Source organism: Sinomicrobium endophyticum (genome assembly GCF_052983315.1).
This window is the reverse complement of the sequence record NZ_JBRKIS010000021.1, coordinates 30,196-47,789: the sequence shown is the minus strand read 5'-3', so window position 1 is coordinate 47,789 and position 17,594 is coordinate 30,196. Positions and strand designations below refer to the sequence as shown.

At 43.9% G+C, this 17,594-nt stretch carries 17 protein-coding genes; 13 read left to right on the top strand and 4 right to left on the bottom strand.

All coding sequences use genetic code 11. The annotated features are described in order from the left end of the window. Positions 1-184 precede the first annotated feature (184 nt). The 10 genes from ACVBDU_RS06895 to ACVBDU_RS06850 all read left to right on the top strand — a co-directional run bounded on the left by ACVBDU_RS06895 (position 185) and on the right by ACVBDU_RS06850 (position 10,946). Positions 185-1,153 (top strand): MlaD family protein, encoded by a 969-nt coding sequence (locus ACVBDU_RS06895; protein WP_447179030.1) that lies wholly within the window; start codon positions 185-187, stop codon positions 1,151-1,153. Positions 1,154-1,199: 46 nt separating this feature from the next. Continuing rightward, entirely contained in the window at positions 1,200-2,504 is a 1,305-nt protein-coding gene (locus tag ACVBDU_RS06890; protein WP_447179029.1) for a 4Fe-4S dicluster domain-containing protein, read from the top strand. A gap of 57 nt (positions 2,505-2,561) precedes the next feature. After that, positions 2,562-3,008, top strand: a complete 447-nt coding sequence (locus ACVBDU_RS06885; protein ID WP_447179028.1) for an LNS2 domain-containing protein — start codon at positions 2,562-2,564, stop codon at positions 3,006-3,008. Between the two features lie 72 nt (positions 3,009-3,080). After that, positions 3,081-3,860, top strand: a complete 780-nt coding sequence (locus ACVBDU_RS06880; RefSeq protein ID WP_447179027.1) for a (Fe-S)-binding protein — start codon at positions 3,081-3,083, stop codon at positions 3,858-3,860. A gap of 131 nt (positions 3,861-3,991) precedes the next feature. Beyond that, positions 3,992-4,174 (top strand): hypothetical protein, encoded by a 183-nt coding sequence (locus ACVBDU_RS06875; protein WP_447179026.1) that lies wholly within the window; start codon positions 3,992-3,994, stop codon positions 4,172-4,174. Then, positions 4,162-4,473 (top strand): type II toxin-antitoxin system RelE/ParE family toxin, encoded by a 312-nt coding sequence (locus ACVBDU_RS06870; RefSeq protein WP_447179025.1) that lies wholly within the window; start codon positions 4,162-4,164, stop codon positions 4,471-4,473. Before ACVBDU_RS06875 ends, ACVBDU_RS06870 begins: the two co-directional genes overlap by 13 nt. 28 nt (positions 4,474-4,501) lie before the next feature. Beyond that, on the top strand, positions 4,502-4,987 hold the full coding sequence (locus ACVBDU_RS06865) for an ABC transporter ATPase (protein ID WP_447179024.1): 486 nt from the start codon (positions 4,502-4,504) through the stop codon (positions 4,985-4,987). A gap of 408 nt (positions 4,988-5,395) precedes the next feature. Beyond that, positions 5,396-8,311 (top strand): serine hydrolase domain-containing protein, encoded by a 2,916-nt coding sequence (locus ACVBDU_RS06860; protein ID WP_447179023.1) that lies wholly within the window; start codon positions 5,396-5,398, stop codon positions 8,309-8,311. A 40-nt stretch (positions 8,312-8,351) separates the two neighbouring features. Then, entirely contained in the window at positions 8,352-9,479 is a 1,128-nt protein-coding gene (gene bshA / locus ACVBDU_RS06855; RefSeq protein ID WP_447179022.1) for an N-acetyl-alpha-D-glucosaminyl L-malate synthase BshA, read from the top strand. 66 nt (positions 9,480-9,545) lie between these two features. Next, entirely contained in the window at positions 9,546-10,946 is a 1,401-nt protein-coding gene (locus tag ACVBDU_RS06850) for a M14 family zinc carboxypeptidase (RefSeq protein ID WP_447179021.1), read from the top strand. Here the strand turns inward: ACVBDU_RS06850 and ACVBDU_RS06845 are convergent. Then, entirely contained in the window at positions 10,941-11,786 is an 846-nt protein-coding gene (locus ACVBDU_RS06845) for a hypothetical protein (protein WP_447179020.1), read from the bottom strand. The two genes, ACVBDU_RS06850 and ACVBDU_RS06845, sit on opposite strands and share 6 nt — an antisense overlap. A gap of 81 nt (positions 11,787-11,867) precedes the next feature. Further along, a complete protein-coding gene (locus ACVBDU_RS06840) occupies positions 11,868-14,198 on the bottom strand; it encodes a transglycosylase domain-containing protein (RefSeq protein ID WP_447179019.1) in 2,331 nt (776 codons plus the stop codon). A 225-nt stretch (positions 14,199-14,423) separates the two neighbouring features. Here ACVBDU_RS06840 and moaCB point away from each other — a divergent pair, with 225 nt between their 5' ends. After that, positions 14,424-15,332 carry a bifunctional molybdenum cofactor biosynthesis protein MoaC/MoaB gene (moaCB, locus tag ACVBDU_RS06835; RefSeq protein ID WP_447179018.1) on the top strand — a complete coding sequence of 303 codons (909 nt, stop codon included), beginning with the start codon at positions 14,424-14,426 and terminating at the stop codon, positions 15,330-15,332. A gap of 11 nt (positions 15,333-15,343) precedes the next feature. Here moaCB and ACVBDU_RS06830 read toward each other — a convergent pair whose 3' ends face one another. Then, positions 15,344-15,937 carry a DUF4202 domain-containing protein gene (locus ACVBDU_RS06830; protein WP_447179017.1) on the bottom strand — a complete coding sequence of 198 codons (594 nt, stop codon included), beginning with the start codon at positions 15,935-15,937 and terminating at the stop codon, positions 15,344-15,346. Positions 15,938-16,099: 162 nt separating this feature from the next. Continuing rightward, a complete protein-coding gene (locus ACVBDU_RS06825; protein ID WP_447179016.1) occupies positions 16,100-16,504 on the bottom strand; it encodes a hypothetical protein in 405 nt (134 codons plus the stop codon). A 136-nt stretch (positions 16,505-16,640) separates the two neighbouring features. Here ACVBDU_RS06825 and ACVBDU_RS06820 point away from each other — a divergent pair, with 136 nt between their 5' ends. Next, positions 16,641-17,072: a MarR family winged helix-turn-helix transcriptional regulator gene (locus ACVBDU_RS06820; protein WP_447179015.1), complete on the top strand. Its 432-nt coding sequence runs from the start codon at positions 16,641-16,643 to the stop codon at positions 17,070-17,072. Between the two features lie 8 nt (positions 17,073-17,080). Further along, positions 17,081-17,581, top strand: a complete 501-nt coding sequence (locus ACVBDU_RS06815; protein WP_447179014.1) for a GNAT family N-acetyltransferase — start codon at positions 17,081-17,083, stop codon at positions 17,579-17,581. Positions 17,582-17,594: the final 13 nt, after the last annotated feature.

Sequence of the window (17,594 nt, the reverse complement as noted above, 5' to 3'; positions counted from 1 at the left end):
TGTATAACCTGTTGTTGAACAAGTGTCTCCGGACAAATCAGCTGTTTGTAATAGGATGGAAATATGGAGCGGGAAATTTGATGGATTGTCACTTCCGGAAAATCATGTCTTTAATATCCGTAATCTAAAAAGCGTCTTAAGAAAATTATTTCTAAATTTGTTCACAACGCAAAAGTGAGAACATTTGAAGATATCAAGAGAATTTAAGACAGCTATAATAGTATTAGGCGGTATATTACTGTTTATACTGGGATTTAGCTTTTTGAAATCCAATCCAATATTTAAATCATACCGGACCTATTATGCTGTGTATGACCATGTAGGTGGGTTAGCAACCGGGACTTCGGTGAGTATTAACGGTTTTCCCGTAGGAAAGATCATGGATATCCGTTTCATGGATGAAAGGGGTAAATTACTGGTGACGTTTTCCGTAGAGAACGATTTTGAATTTTCCCGAAACAGTAAAGCCGTGCTTTTCGATACGGGTATCATAGGCGGAAAAGGCATTCAGATTGTGCCGGTATTCGATGGTAGCCCGGTGTCGGTTTCCGGGGACACCCTGCCTTCTTCTATAAAACCGGGTCTTACGGAACTGGTTACACAAAAACTTACCCCCTTACAGGCCCAACTTGGAAGTATGCTGGAGCATGCGGATTCCGTTCTATCCGGTGTCAATACCATATTAGATGAAGATACCAGGGCAGATCTTAAAGCCAGTATGGCCAATTTAAAGGACATTACGGATAATTTTAAGAGCAGTTCCGTTGCCCTGAACGGGCTTTTACGGGATAATAAAGAAAAACTGAACAACTCTATGGATAATATAGAAGGGCTTACCGGTAACCTGAAAGACGTTTCCGGTACGCTTGCAGAAGCCAATCTGGGGAAGACGATGGAAGAGTTGCAGCAAACGATCAATGGTTTTAACCAGGTAATTGCAAAAATAGAACGTGGCGAAGGCTCCGTAGGAAAACTGCTGAAAGACGAAGAACTTTACGATAACCTTACCGGGGCTTCCCTGCAATTGGAACAACTCCTGGAAGATATGAAACTCAATCCCAAACGATATGTTCATTTTTCGCTTTTCGGCAAAAGACCGAAACCTTATGAAAATCAGGAGGAGGAAACAGAAAAGGAAACGGAGAACCAATAAGGAAAGGATGTAAGAGTTAACCCGAGTTATAATCCAAAATCGTACTATGGCTGTTGTACCTAATATAATTTTTGCTGTTATTCTCTTTGCCGGGATCTTTTTTTTCGTGAGGAATGTACGGAAGCTGATCCGCAATATACGAGTGGGAAAGGCTACGGACAGGTCCGATAAGAAGTCGGAACGTTTTACAAATATGGCCCGAATTGCCCTGGGGCAGCAAAAAATGGTGGTCCGGCCCGTGGCGGGGATTCTGCATATCATTGTTTATCTCGGGTTTATCATAATTAATATAGAAGTACTGGAGATTATCATTGACGGTCTCTTCGGTACCCACAGAATCTTCTCATTCCTCGGCGGTTTTTATGCTTTTCTCATAGGAGCCTTCGAAGTCCTTGCCTTGTTGGTGCTGGTATCCGTTATTGTGTTCTGGATACGAAGGAATATTATCCGCCTGCAGCGTTTCCGGAAACCGGAAATGAAAGGGTGGCCTAAGAATGACGGGAATTTCATCCTGTATTTCGAGATGGTGTTGATGGTGCTTTTCCTGGTGATGAATGCTACCGATGTTACTTTCCAGCAAATGCAGGCCGGCAATGTGGTAAGCGGACTTATAGCACCGTGGTTTGACGGTCTGTCCGCATCTACACTACATGTTATAGAGCGAAGTGCGTGGTGGTTGCATATCACAGGAATACTGATTTTTCTCAACTATTTGTATTACTCCAAGCACCTCCATATTTTGCTCGCATTTCCGAATACCTATTTTGCAAATCTGAACCCGAAAGGGCAGATGGATAACCTGGAAGCAGTGACCAAAGAGGTGAAATTGATGATGGACCCCAATGCCGATCCGTTTGCCGCACCGGCCGAGGGAGAGGAAAGTGCTCCCCCCGAAAAGTTCGGAGCATCGGACGTTGCCGATCTCAATTGGGTACAGTTACTAGGCGCTTATACCTGTACCGAATGTGGCAGGTGTACCAGCGAGTGTCCGGCCAATCAAACGGGGAAAAAGCTCTCCCCCCGAAAAATTATGATGGATACCCGCGATCGTCTGGAAGAAGTAGGGAAAAATATAGATAATAATGGTACTTTTGCGGAAGATAATAAGTCATTACTTGACGATTATATAACCCGGGAGGAACTTTGGGCCTGTACTTCCTGTAATGCATGTGTGGAAGCTTGCCCGGTAAGTATCGATCCTCTGTCCATTATCCTGGATATGCGACGTTATCTCGTCATGGAACAGTCGGCGGCACCGGCCGAACTGAACAATATGATGACGAATATAGAGAACAACGGTGCACCATGGCCTTATAACCAGATGGACAGGCTTAACTGGAAGAATGAATAAATAAGTAAATCAAAGTATAACCAATCCAAATGAGGTCCGTGAGAGGACGCACAAACTATGAAAAAGGAAGACGTAGAAAGGCTGTTGCACGACAAAGTAGAAGCCGGTGAACATGTAAGTCCGGTATTGCCCGAAGGAATAAAGAACTACCTGATCGACATTGATGGTACCGTTACCGAAGACGTGCCTAATGAAGAGCCGGAAAGAATGGCAACTTGTGAGCCGTTCCCGGATGCCCTGGTAACGCTTAACAAATGGCATGAAGAAGGGCACGTGATAACCTTTTTTACCTCCCGTACGGAAGATCACAGGGAAGTAACCGAGGAATGGCTGGATAAACACGGATTCAAATACCACGGGTTACTTATGGGAAAACCCCGGGGAGGGAATTACCATTGGATAGATAATCACCTGGTAAGAGCCACAAGATACAACGGTAAGTTTACAGACCTTATCGAAAAAGAAGTTACCATCGAAGTATTCGATGACGGAAAGCACGACTAATAAGTATTTACGATTTTAGATTTTAGAAGGTATCTGTAAATCATAAGTCGTAAATCCAAAATCGTAAATTTTATGAAAGTACCTACAATGGCCGAAATGATGGCGGAAGGGAAACAGCCCGAAGTATTGTTCTGGGTTGGCTGTGCCGGAAGTTTTGATGACCGGGCCAAGAAGATCACCAAGGCGCTGGTAAAGCTGCTTAATAAAGCCAACGTGGAATTTGCCGTACTCGGAACAGAAGAGAGCTGTACGGGAGACCCGGCGAAAAGAACGGGGAACGAGTTTCTTTTCCAGATGCAGGCGGTGACCAATATTGAGGTGCTTAATGCCTATGAAATTAAAAAGATAGTAACCGCATGCCCGCATTGCTTCAACACCCTCAAGAACGAATATCCTTCGCTTGGCGGAAATTATAAGGTCATGCACCATACCCAGTTCCTGAAATCCCTGCTGGAAGAAGGCAGGCTTTCCGTAGAGGGAGGGAAATTTAAGGGTAAACGGATAACCTATCACGACCCGTGCTACCTGGGACGTGCCAATGGTGTCTATGAAGCCCCGCGCGATCTCATACGAAAACTGGATGTGGAACTGGTGGAAATGCGCAAGTGTAAAAAAGCCGGACTTTGTTGTGGTGCCGGAGGGGCGCAGATGTTCAAAGAACCCGAAAAAGGAGATAAGGACGTCAATGTCGAAAGGACCGAACAGGCCCTGGAAACCCGGCCGGATATCATAGCAGCCGGTTGTCCCTTTTGCAATACCATGATGACGGACGGGGTGAAAAGTAAGGAAAAAGAGTCGGAAATAGCCGTTATGGATGTTGCGGAGCTGATTGCTAATGCGGATGATTTATAAGACCCGGGACATAGTATTTTTGTCTATTGTCTTAACTCGTGTAATCTTAAGTCGTAAATCAAAAATCATAAATTCACAGTTTTTTCTATATTATTTGTACCTTTATATTAATTAAGAAAAGTTGTAAGGAGATGTTGACAAAGACTAAATTACGAGAACAAATAGATAGTCTTCCCGAGGAATTTTCTATAGATGAGTTAATAGAAAGGCTTATCCTGGTAGAGAAAATCGAACGGGGGAGCAGGCAATCGGAAAACGATGAAACATTATCGGAGACTGATCTCGATAATGAAGTGGAGAAATGGTTCGGATAAACTGGACATTTCAGGCAAAAGATGATCTTAAGGATATTGCCGAATATATAGCCAAAGATTCCGTACGATATGCCCGGTTACAGGTTGTAAGGATAAGGCAGCGAACATCAATACTCAAAAAACAATTACATTCCGGAAAAGTTGTTTCGGAAATCAACAAATTTAATATTCGCGAATTAGTAGAGGGAAACTACAGGATCATTTATAAAATAGTAGATGAAAACAGGGTTGATATCTTAACCGTTCATCATGCTTCAAGAGATTTGACAAGAAGAAAAATCCGTGATCCCAAATCGTAAATCTAAAATCTAAAATCGTAAATCCATCATGTATATTCCTTTTAACGAACTTCCCGAAACATCGAGGATATGGATATACCAGGCCAACAGAAGCTTTACAGAGGAAGAGCTGACCGGGATTAAGGCCAGGACAGAAGTGTTTCTGAAAGAATGGACAGCTCACGGAGCCGCATTACAGGCAGGGTTTGAAATCAAATACAATCGTTTTATTGTTATAGGGCTAAACCAGGATGTACACACAGCATCCGGTTGCTCCATAGATGCATCCGTACATTTTATACAGCAACTGGAAAAAGACTATAATGTAGACCTGCTGGATAAGATGAACGTATCGTACAAACAAGGCGATTTTGTAGCCTATAAGCCTCTTATGGAGTTTAAGAAAATGGCTAAGGACCGGGCGGTTTCCGGGAAAACCATAGTTTTTAACAATCTCGTGGCTAACAAACAGGAATACGAAGAACACTGGGAAGTTCCTGCCGAAGAAAGCTGGCATTCCCGTTTTATAAAGTAAATGTCTGTTACTGTCTGAAGGTATCTTTAAGAAGATCTTTACGGTAAGGTATGCAAACGTTGTGTCCCTTGGTGGTTTGGATTCAGATAGAAGTTCGGGACTTTTTACGCACTAAGTGTCCCGATGGGTATCGGGATGCCCCGGGATAGTTGACTCTCTTTTTTTGTCAGATTGTGTTAAGGAGATCCGAACAACCATTCGGAGATGCTCTAACCGGCTATCTGAAGATTATTGCATAGAAAAACTTGGAACTACCGGGAAAAATCCCATAATTTTCACACTTTATCCTCTAAAAAGTGCTTGAGCACACAAATCCCGTATTGTTGATAATACTGTCAGCAATTTTGTCTTTTTAATTTACTCAGATAGCCGTATATTGCCTGTGTTTTCCAGAAAACAAGGTGATTTATGAAGAAAATTTTGGTATTGCTGTTAGTGATCCCGTTGTGGTGTTTTGCACAGGAAACCGATCCGCTGTCGGTAGGAAATGAATATTTACAGCAAAAATGGGTGGATAGTATCTATAAAAAGATGAGCCTGAAAGAGAAATTGGGGCAATTATTTATGGTAGATATCTTTCCGGAAAAAGGAGAAAAACAAGTAGAACGGGTAGAAAAACTGATCCGGGAGTACCATGTGGGCGGTATTATTTTCTTTAAAGGGAACCCCCATGAGCAGGCTTTGCTAACTAATAAATTCCAGGCGATGTCCAAAGTACCCCTAATGGTGGGAATGGATGCCGAATGGGGCCTGGCCATGCGTCTGGATTCCACATTTGCTTATCCCTGGAACATGACCCTGGGAGCGGTTAAAAATGAGAAACTGATAGAACAGGCAGGGTACCAGATAGGAAGGCATGCACGAAGACTGGGAGTCCATATCAATTTTGCCCCGGATATAGATATTAATACCAATCCGGAAAATCCGATCATAGGGAACCGGTCTTTCGGAGAAGACAAATACAATGTAGCAGAGAAAGGAGCGGCTTTTGCCCGGGGAATGCGAAATGCCGGTATACTGGCCTGTGGAAAACACTTTCCGGGGCATGGAGACACACAGACCGATTCGCACAAAACGCTTCCCATAATATCTTTTAGTAAAAGCCGGATCAGCAATGTGGAATTGTTTCCCTACAATCGTCTTATTTCGGAAAATCTCGAAAGTGTTATGGTGGCCCACCTGGATGTGCCGGCACTTGAAACCAGGTCCGGATACCCGTCTTCCATATCCAAAAATATCATTACCGGTTTGCTTAAAGAAGAACTCGGGTTCAAAGGGCTTATATTTACCGATGCTCTTAACATGAAGGGGGCTTCCGATTTTACTGCTCCCGGGGATATAGATCTGGCAGCTTTTATGGCGGGTAATGATATGCTGGTCATGTCTCTCGATGTTCCGAAAGCGACTCAGAAACTTACACAAGCTTATGAAAAAGGAGAAATTACCGAAGAGAGACTGTCCTATTCCGTAAAAAAGATACTCAAGGCAAAGTTTAAAGCAGGACTGCAGCGATATGCTCCTGTACAAACAGAAAACCTGTACCGGGACCTCAATACACGCAGGGATAGTATCCTGGAAGAAGAAATATATGCCAATGCCATTACCGTGGCAAAAAACCAGGATAGTTTACTGCCACTTACTTCCTTGGAAAACAGTAGAATAGCCTATGTTCATTTCGGAGATGACAGGGGAGGAGACTTTTTAAAAGCTTTGAACCGTTACAGCCACGTAGATTATATTACCGGTGGTAAACTCGATGAACTTCTCCGGGGCCTTAAGCCTTATAATACCGTGATTATCGGGCATCACAGGTCTAATGCCTCCCCGTGGAAACCCCATGATTTTACGGTGAAAGAGCTGACCTGGCTTTATGAAATTGCCAGGGAAAAGAAAGTGATACTCACCACTTTTGTAAAACCCTACAACCTCCTCAAATTAAGTACCCTGGAAAACATAGAGAGTATTGTTGTGGCATATCAGAACAGCCCGGTAGCACAACGAAAGGCAGCCGAAGTTATTTTCGGGGCTATCGGTGCCCGTGGGGTACTTCCCGTTACGGCAAATAAGGAACTTCTGGTAAATACGGGTACAGAAACCGCCCCGTTGGGAAGGCTGCAATACGGCATTCCCGAGAGTGTGGGAATGGATTCGGATATCCTGAAAAAAATAGATTCCATAACAAAAGATGCCATAAAAACACTGGCTATGCCGGGAGCGCAAATACTGGTGGCCAGAAAAGGAAAAGTTGTTTACAATAAAAGTTTTGGCAGGCATACCTATACCGGAACAACCCCGGTCAGAAGCGATGATATTTACGATGTGGCTTCCCTGACCAAGATACTCGCCACACTTCCCCTGATAATGAAAATGGATGACGAAGAAAAGATAGCGATAGATTCTACCCTGGGGAGTATGTTGCCGGAGTTTAAGGGGACGAATAAACAGAACCTTACCGTTAAAGATCTTTTGCTTCATTATGCCGGAGTAAAGCCCTGGATACCGTTTTACCGGTATACGCTGGATAAGGAAAGCAAAAAGCCGATGGAAAAATACTATCGCAAAAGCTTACAGGGTAATTTTAATGTAAAGGTAACCGAACATCTGTACATGCGGGAAGACTATAAAGATTCTATATTTAACGATATAAAAGAGAGTGACCTCCTGTCTAAAAAAGAATACCGGTACAGTGACCTCGGTTATTTCATATTGCAAAAATTCATCGAAAAAGCTTACGGAAGTTCATTGGATTCCCTCGGAGAAAAATTCTTTTATGCCTCGCTGGGAGCAGATCATACCATGTTTAATCCTTTGGACCGGGGAGTAGAAAAGGAAAAAATAGTTCCTTCGGAAGCTGATGATTATTTCCGCTATGAAGTTATACAGGGACATGTCCATGATATGGCTGCAGCGATGAAAGGAGGGGTGTCCGGGCATGCGGGCTTGTTTTCGGATGCCAATGACATTGCCAAGATCATGCAGATGTATCTTCAGAAAGGGTATTACGGCGGAAAACAGTATTTTAAGGAAGGAACCCTAGATAAATTTAACACTTGTTACTATTGCAATAAAGGCGTAAAACGAGGACTGGGATTTGACAAACCACGACCGGAAAGCCTGGGTAAAGAGATGTATGACAGGGTCTCTAAAAACAGTTTCTGTCACTCCGGATTTACAGGCACCTATGCCTGGGCAGACCCGGAAAACGAAATAGTATACGTATTTTTGTCTAACCGGACCTATCCGACGGCGAGTAACCGGAAACTGATCACCCAGGGAACAAGAACCGAGGTATTACGCGTTATTTACGACGCTATAAAAAATTAACAAGTTCTAAGGTCCGTAGCCGGATTTAAACAAGACACACATGAAAATAGCTATAGTATGTTACCCGACTTTCGGCGGAAGCGGGGTTGTTGCCACCGAACTGGGGATTGCCCTGGCCAACAGGGGGCACGAAGTTCATTTTATTACGTACAAACAACCTGTACGACTGGCTTTACTGAACAGTAATATTCACTTCCATGAAGTGCATGTACCCAAATACCCGCTCTTTCACTATCAGCCTTATGAGCTGGCTCTTTCCAGTAAGCTGGTGGATATGGTAAAACTGCACAAAATAGAACTTCTTCACGTGCACTATGCCATACCACATGCCTATGCCGGGTATATGGCCAAACAGATGCTCGCACAAGAAGGGATCTCCATACCTATGGTAACCACACTGCACGGTACGGATATAACCCTGGTAGGAAGCCATCCGTTTTACAAACCGGCGGTGACTTTCAGTATCAATAAATCCGATGTGGTGACTTCCGTATCTCAAAGTCTCCGGGAAGATACATTACGATTGTTTGAAGTAAAGAACGACATCCATGTGGTTCCGAACTTTATAGACATGAGCAAGTACAAAAAGAAATTCGAGGATTGCAGGCGGAGTATGATGGCCAATGAGGGCGAAAAAATAATAACCCATATCAGTAACTTCAGAAAGGTGAAACGCATTCAGGATGTAATAAAGGTATTTTACGAAATACAGAAAAAGATACCGGCCAAGTTATTGATGATAGGTGAGGGGCCGGAAAAAGAAGGCGCCGAATTACTGTGTGAGGAATTGGGAATCGCAGAAAAAGCTTTGTATCTTGGTAACAGTAACGAAATTGACCGTATTCTCTGTTTTTCCGACCTGTTCCTGCTCCCTTCCGAAACCGAAAGTTTCGGGTTGGTTGCGCTTGAAGCCATGGCCAATGGTGTTCCGGTAATATCCAGCAATACCGGAGGAATCCCGGAAGTAAACAAAAACGGGGTAACCGGTTTTCTCAGCGAAGTTGGTGATGTGGAAGATATGGCACGGAATGCCATCAAATTGCTTACCGATGAGGAAAAACTGGAAACATTTAAGAAAAATGCCAGGAAAGAAGCGGCTAAGTTCGATATAGAAAATATCGTTCCCCTCTATGAAGAGATATATCAAAAGGCCTTTACGATAGCCTGATGAAAGGAGAGTTTCAGAGGGTCTCTATAATGCCCCGGATATTATTCCGGACCCAAACCATAAGCTATGAAAAGATCCGTATCCCTGCTGTTTGTACTCGTTAGCTGGTATTGCACCGGTCAGGAAGGTAAGATTGCAGGTAAGCAGGTTTTGGATAAAGCCTTTGATACTTTCCGGGAAAAGAGTATTACGGAACGGAGATTCACACACAGTGATATTGAACCCCTGATACGTAAACGGGATGGGAACGGTCTTTTTTCCGTTCGTAAACTCGGCGCATCTGTGGAGGGGAGAAGTATCTATCAGTTACGTTGCGGAAGTGGAAAGACAAAGGTAATGCTGTGGTCGCAAATGCACGGTAACGAAAGTACGGCAACCATGGCGCTGTTCGATATTTTTAATTTTCTGGAAGGCAGCAATGACGGTTTTGACGAGCTTCGGAACCACATACTGGAAAACACCGCGCTTTATTTCATTCCGATGCTCAACCCGGACGGGGCCGAAAAATTCCGTCGAAGGAACAGCTACGATTTTGATCTTAACCGGGATGCCGTGAGAGCCGCTGCACCGGAATCTGTTATCCTGGGAGAAGCAAGGGCCGCAGTAGAACCGGATTTCGGCTTCAATCTGCATGACCAGAGTATATATTACAACGTCTCCGGAACTTCCGAACCCGCAACAATTTCTGTCCTTGCACCCGCTTATAACCGGGACAGGGAAATAAACGATGTCCGGAAACGTGCCATGCAGGTCATTGTGGGAATGAACCGGCTTTTACAGGAATACATTCCCGGAGGTGTCGGGAAATACGATGATACTTTTGAACCCCGGGCGTTTGGAGATAATTTCCAGAAGTGGGGAACCAGCACCATTCTCATAGAATCCGGGGGATACCCGGATGATCCGGAAAAACAATTTATACGGCAACTGAATTTTTCGGTTATCCTTCATGCCCTTTCGGAAATAGCATCAGGAGATTATACACAATACCATACCGAAGACTATTTCCGGATTCCGGACAACGATTCGAAACTGACGGACCTTCTTATCCGTAATGTGGAAGTGATAGGGAGGAACGGGGAGCGTTTCCTGACGGATATCAATATTCGTAAGGGAGAGACAACTCCCCGTATCACCGATCTGGGGGACCTTTCGGTATTTTACGGTTATGAGGAACTGGATGCGTCCGGTTATACCTGGATGCCCGGTAAGGTCTACGAAAAAACATATTCTTCGGCCCGTGCTATCCGTCCCGATGAAGCTATATCCCTGCTTCGAAAAGGATATGCCGCGGTTCGGACAGGCTCTTCCGAAAAAGATGAAAAAACAGATATTCCCCTGTTGCTTCTGGAAGAAAAAGAAAATCTTTCCGAAGGTCTGCTTATAGGAAGACCGGGCTATTTTTTTCTGGCTAAAGATGGTAAACCGGTTTATGCTGTGGTGGATGGGGAAGTGGTGAAGTTATAACCTTCCGGTCATTTTGTAATGGAGGTTTAAAAAACGGAGACCATAGAAATTAAGATGATGGTCTGCACGTAAAATGCCTTCACTATCTACATATACGCGTATCCATTCGTGCATGGACCGGACGAATTTCGCGTAATATCTTCCTTTTTTATCCGTGAGTGTAAAATAAAATCCGTTGTCCCCGAATTTTTTACCATTAGAAGAAAGTAGAAGAGAACCGTCCTCTTCTATTGTTTTCGTCATTATTACCGTTGCGTTACCGTTGGGCAATGGAAACACGACCTTCAGCAAAGGCAGTTTGAAGTTTGGGTTCTGACAGGTAGTGTACACACCGGAGTAAACTACATCATGAGTTTGTTTTAGAGTCCGGTACCAAACGGTCCATTTTATTTGTCTGTTACCGGGGTTATAAAGCTTTATGATCTCACTTCGAAACCCCTGCGAAGAATCCATTGGGTTCAATGGTAAATTCAATTGTTGCAATCGTTTACTGAAAAGCAGGGATAATAGTTTGCCGAAAGGACGGAAAATATATTTCCATTCCGACCAGATTTCGAAATCATAATCGGCAGTATTTTCATAAAAATGAATAATTTGTTTATTTAAGAAAGGTCTTTCAGAGAGAGAAACACCTATTTCTTCAATATTCAGAAGTAAACCTGCATGTGGATCATTCCTGGAAATTTCAAGGCCTTCCCGCTTTGCCAGTTCCTGAATGAACTGATCTTTAATGACCTTGTCTCCGCCGACAGGGCCAATAAGCCACCGGTGTGTTTCCGGGTTGATTTTTTTTCCGGCGGCTTTCACCCAGAGTTGGGTAATGATATCCTGTAATGCCATTTTTTTGAACTACGTACTAGCCGGACTAAGATAGTATTTTCAGGATAAATTCCCATTACTGCCAATCACAGATCGACTCATTTAGTCCTTATTCCTTTTCTTTCCCCCGAAAAGTCGCTTAAAGAACCCTTCTTTTTTCTTCTTTTTGTCTTCTTTTGTTTTTTTCCTGTTTTCCCGGATCTCCTTTTTGCGTACTTCATCCGGATTTCCGAAGATTTTTTCTAAGAAAGTATCTTCGCGTATATTTTCACAATTCAGTTCTTCGAGGACAGAAGCCGATGTAGGTGGGAACCGGGCGGCAGTATAGTTGTTGTAAATAGTGTCCCGGCTCATTTTTTGCATGAATTTGGCAAAAACGGGTAGTGCGGAGTTAGCTCCCTGTCCCATACTTGTACTGCGAAACCCGATCCGGTGATCGTCTGCCCCTACCCAGGTTACGGTAACGAGATTTGGGGTAATGCCCACAAACCAGCCATCCTTGTTGGATTGCGTGGTACCGGTTTTTCCGGCAATGGCATTTTGCAGTTTATAGGAATATCGTATTCTGGATGCTGTACCCTCGTTTATCGTGGCTTTCATTATTTCCAGCATGACCTGCCTGGTGTGTTCGGAAAATGCGGGTTTAGTTGTTTGTTCCGGCTCAAATTCCACCAGTACGTTACCCTCATTATCTTCTATACGGGTTATGAAAAACGGTTTTACCGGTCTGCTTTTGTTAACATATGCCGCATAGGCTCCTGCCATTTCTTCGACACTGATACCTGCTGTTCCCAGTGCCAGTGAAGGTACCTGGGGTAAAGGAGATACAATACCCATTTTTTTGGCCATAGCAATGGTATTCGGAATACCTGCATAATCCAGCACCTTTACCGCTACGGTATTTATGGAACGGCTAAGGGCGTATTGGAGAGAGTAGTTTATAAATTCTTCTCCCTCCTTATCCGTGGCATTGGACGGACTCCATCCGTCATACTCTTCATACACTACTTTCTTGGGAGAGAAATACGTACAGGGATACAGGCCGTTTTCAAGTGCCGTAGTATAAACGATCGGTTTGAAAGTAGATCCTACCTGTCTTTTGCTCTGCCTTACATGGTCGTATTTGAAATATTTGTAGTTGATACCGCCAACCCAGGAGCGTATGGCCCCCGTATGCGGGTCAATGCTAATCATCCCCGTATTGAGGAACTTCAGATAATGCAATATACTGTCTATGGTACTTCGGTCTGCAATGGTATTTTCTTCCCACTCGAAGAGCTCGATCTTTCTGGGTTTATTCAGGGAGTCCATGATTTTTTCTTCATTCCAGCCTTTCTGCTTCAGGGAAAGGTAAGGCTGCGATCTTTTTATGGCTTCCTCCGTTATTTTGGCATTTGTGATCCAGGGAGCCCTTTTGCCGTAACTTTTTTCAAATTGTTGCTGTAACCCGGAGAGGTGTTCTTTCATGGCTTCTTCGGCCAGCGACTGCATTCCGGCATCCAGGGTAGTGAATATCCGAAGGCCGTCCCGGTATATATCATACGTTTTACCTTCCGGATCCGGGTTTGCCTTGCACCAGGTTTCCACTTCTTTTTTTACCTGTTCCCGGAAATAAGGGGCAATGCCTTCGTCATGAGAATACGCAGTATAATGCAGTTCGGTCGGAATTGTTTTCAGGCTGTCATAAACATCCTCTTCCAGGTAATCATGTCTGACCATCTGGTGCAACACCGTGTTGCGGCGTTCCATGCTCTTTTCCGGAAATAACCTCGGGTTGTAGTAATAATTGGCTTTGAGCATACCTACCATGGTTGCCGCTTCATTTACGGAAAGCAACCTGGCTCTTTTTCCGAAGAATTTATAGGAAGCGCTCTCTATACCGTAAGTATTATCGCTAAAAGGTACGGTATTGAGGTATAAAGCCAGGATTTCTTTTTTGTCATATACTTTTTCTATACGCCTGGCGATGATCATTTCACGCAATTTGTTTACCGCAATGCCGAGTCTGCCGTAGTTTTTCCTTTTATAAAGATTTTTTGCCAGTTGTTGTGTAATGGTACTGCCTCCTCCCGAAGAATCGTCACGGAGCAGGATGCTTTTGAAGAACACCCGGAAAAAACTGCGGTAATCGATACCGCTGTGATCATGAAAGCGAAAATCTTCCGTGGCGATCAGGGCGTCTATCAGGTTTTCGGGAATATCCCCGTAAGGGATGGACTGCCTGTCGAACATATAGTATTTCCCGATGAGCTCATCCTCCTGTCCGTACACTTCCGATGCTTCGGTCTGTACGATTTCTTTCAGTTCCTCCCTGTTCGGAATATGTCCCCAAAGCCCGAAGTAAATACTCCAGTAAAATAGTAAAAAAGCCAGTATAAGCCCGCCAATTCCCCACAGGGCCCGTCGTAACCATTTGGATTTGATCTTTTGCATACGCTAATATATACGCAAAATGAACAATATTAGTATGTCTGTTTGAGATTTTTTTGAATCTGCTGTGGAAATTTCATCGGCATTTCCCGTAAAAGAGATAAAGTATGTATATTTCCGGTAAAAGTCTGCCCGGATTCTTATCGGGTTAAATTTTACGGGATAGAGGACAGAACCTTTTTATTTTTGTATTTTGACAGCAATTGTATGGACAGATAAAAACAGGTTATGGTAGATATAACACATAAAATAACAACACTGCGTGTAGCTACGGCACAGGCGGAAGTGCAGGTGGGGAAAAAAGAAACGATAGACGCTATCCGGAATGACCTGGTGCCTAAAGGAAATGTTTTGGAAATGGCGAAGACCGCGGGCCTTTTTGCCGTGAAAAATACCAGCCTGGTTATCCCGGATTGCCATCCCTTGCCCATTGAATACACTGCGGTGGATTACGAGATCGAAGAACTGAAAATACGTATTGTTTTTACAGTGAAGACCGTGTACAAAACCGGGGTTGAGGTAGAGGCCATGCACGGAGCATCCGTAGTGGCCCTTACGATGTACGATATGCTGAAACCCATAGATAAGGAAATAGAGATCAAACACATTAAACTGTTGCATAAAAAAGGAGGGAAATCTTCTTTTATGAATACGTTTTCCACGCCCTTACAGGCAGCTGTCGTGGTCTGTTCCGATACCATATCCGCCGGGAAAAAGGAAGACCGGGCCGGAAAAGTGATCATAGACAAACTGGACGGGTTTGGAGTGCAGGTTACGGCATACGATATTATTCCGGATGAAGCGGATATTATTGAAAACAAAGTACGTGAACACACGAAGAACAACGATTTACTCATCTTCACCGGCGGAACGGGACTTTCCGGAAGAGATGTTACCCCGGAAGCTTTGTCTTCTCTCCTGGATCGCCGGATACCCGGCGTGGAAGAGGCTATCCGCAGTTACGGGCAGCAACGCATGCCATATGCCATGTTGTCCCGCAGCGTGGCCGGAATGGCCGGAAATTGTCTTGTACTGGCATTACCGGGGTCTACCAACGGGGCGGCGGAATCCATGGATGCGGTATTTCCGCACCTGCTGCATATTTTTAAGGTAACAGGTGGGGAGCGACACGATTAAAACATCTCCTTTTATCCGGGTTGTAAGGCTTTATTTATCAGTGATAGTACTTCCGGGGATAATTTGAGTTCCAGTGCGGCCTCCTGCCCGGGCAGGGACATTTTTGTCCAGGTTTTCCGCACGATATCCACAACTTTGTCCTCGGGATGTTTTGCGGCAAAATCCTGGAAATAATACTGCAGGAAAACCAGGCATACCACATCTTCCAATACCTGGCTTTCCTCATCCTTTTTGAGTTGCTTTTTACGTATGAGCGCTGCAACCCGTTCGGTGAAGTTATCCGTAAAGTCGAGGTCTTTTAATATTTCCGTAGTTTTTTCGGCGTGAAACTTTTTCAGGGCTTCCCGCCATTTCAGATATCCTATCCTGTCCATAGCATACGCATCCCTGTTTATTTTCCATCGGCATATATGCTGTGCCCTGGCCGCTATTTGAAGTTCTCCGGAGGCATCAGGGTAATAATCCAGCAGTTTTTCGGTCATGCGCCTGGAATAAAGGAGCTCTTTAGGAAACTCCACGCCGCCGATAATCTCTGCATTAGGGTCTTTAGCATTTTCCGCATCTATTTGTGCGATAGCCATTTCAATTCTGGATACGTGTTGCATCTTATCGTTTTTTCTGGATTGTGGAATACGTTTCTAAAAGAAAAACAATATACATCTTTTTCAGATTTTTCCTTTAAACCGGGATACATTTTTACCGGATTTCCGGAATACGGAACCAAAAGTATGAAAGATTTATTTTTTATATCGGGAGATGCAGAATGATCATTCCTGTATGTTTTCTACAATCTCTTTGAGTTGTAAAAGGTCCATTTCCACAAGCTTTGCATCCTGTACATACTGTTTTTCCGTCATTCCCGGTAATTGGAATAAGGTAAACACCACTTCACAGCCGTCGGCATTAGAAAATGCCCGCATAGGGTTACATACGGTTTCTCCGGAAGGAAGGGTGACGTTGTGGTCCAGTACGCCAAGATCATTATGAGGAACAAAAGCCACCTTTACAGTACCCATAGGAGACTCTGCGATCCATGTGTCGCCTTCTTTCCGGATCGATCCGCTCAGCCCGGCGGCCCATTTTGGCAGGTTGGCAGGATCGGAAACAAAGTCATAAACCAGGTTCGCCGGTTTTTTAACCGATATGCTAATATGTCTTGAAGGTAAGGTCATGTCGGTAATTTTTCTTGATGATTACCAAAGTTAGGGACTTTTTCAGAGAATGGGAGCAGAGAAAATAATAATATACGTTTATAGTTGACAAAGTCAACTATAATTTCTAATTTGCTATTGTTTTAAACAAGGTAATATGGAACAGGCCTTAGTGGATGAAATACGGGCATTTAACCGTTTCTATACGGATATCATCGGCCTGCTGGACCGCAATTTTCTGGACAGTCCGTATTCTCTGGCGGAAATCCGGGTGGTGTATGAAATTTTCCATCAACAGGGAATACAGGCTTCGGAGATCATGGATATGATGCACATAGATAAAAGTTACCTGAGCCGTATTCTGAAAAAACTGGAAAAGCAAGAGTTGATCACCAGGGAGAAATCCGGAGAGGACGGGCGTGCTTATCTGTTATTCCTTACGAAAAAGGGGAGAACGGAATTTACCGGGTTGAACAAGGCTTCCAACAAACAGATTATAGGATTGCTGGAACCACTGACTCAAAAGGAAAAAAAACGGTTAGCAGAACATATGAGAGATATAACACGAATATTAACGCCTAAAAAGTAATACGGATCATGCAAAATCCCGTAAATCAGACAAATATTGAGATAAGGACTGACCTGCTTCCGGGAGACCTGGGCTATGTAGCCTGTCTGCACGGTAAAATATATAATAAAGAATGTGGCTACGGCCGCGGATTCGAAAGCTATGTACTGGAGGGACTGGCAGTATTTTTACGGGAATATGATTCGTCCAAGGACCGGGTGTGGATATGTGAGGACGGAAATAAGATGGTAGGTTTTCTCTCCGGGGTGTATCGCGATCATGCGGTACAACTGCGTTACTTTATTCTGTTACCGGAATACCGCGGACTAGGATTAGGAAAAAAGCTCATGCAATCTTTTATAGCGTATATGAAGGAAATCAAATGTCCGGGGGCATATCTCTGGACCACAAAAGAGCAGGAAACAGCAATAGCCCTTTACAAAAGGTTTGGTTTCCGGCTTAGCGAAGAGGTCCCTTCCGAATCTTTTGGCAAGTCTTTGGTGGAGCAACGTTACGATATGGAACTTTAAAAAAAACACAGGA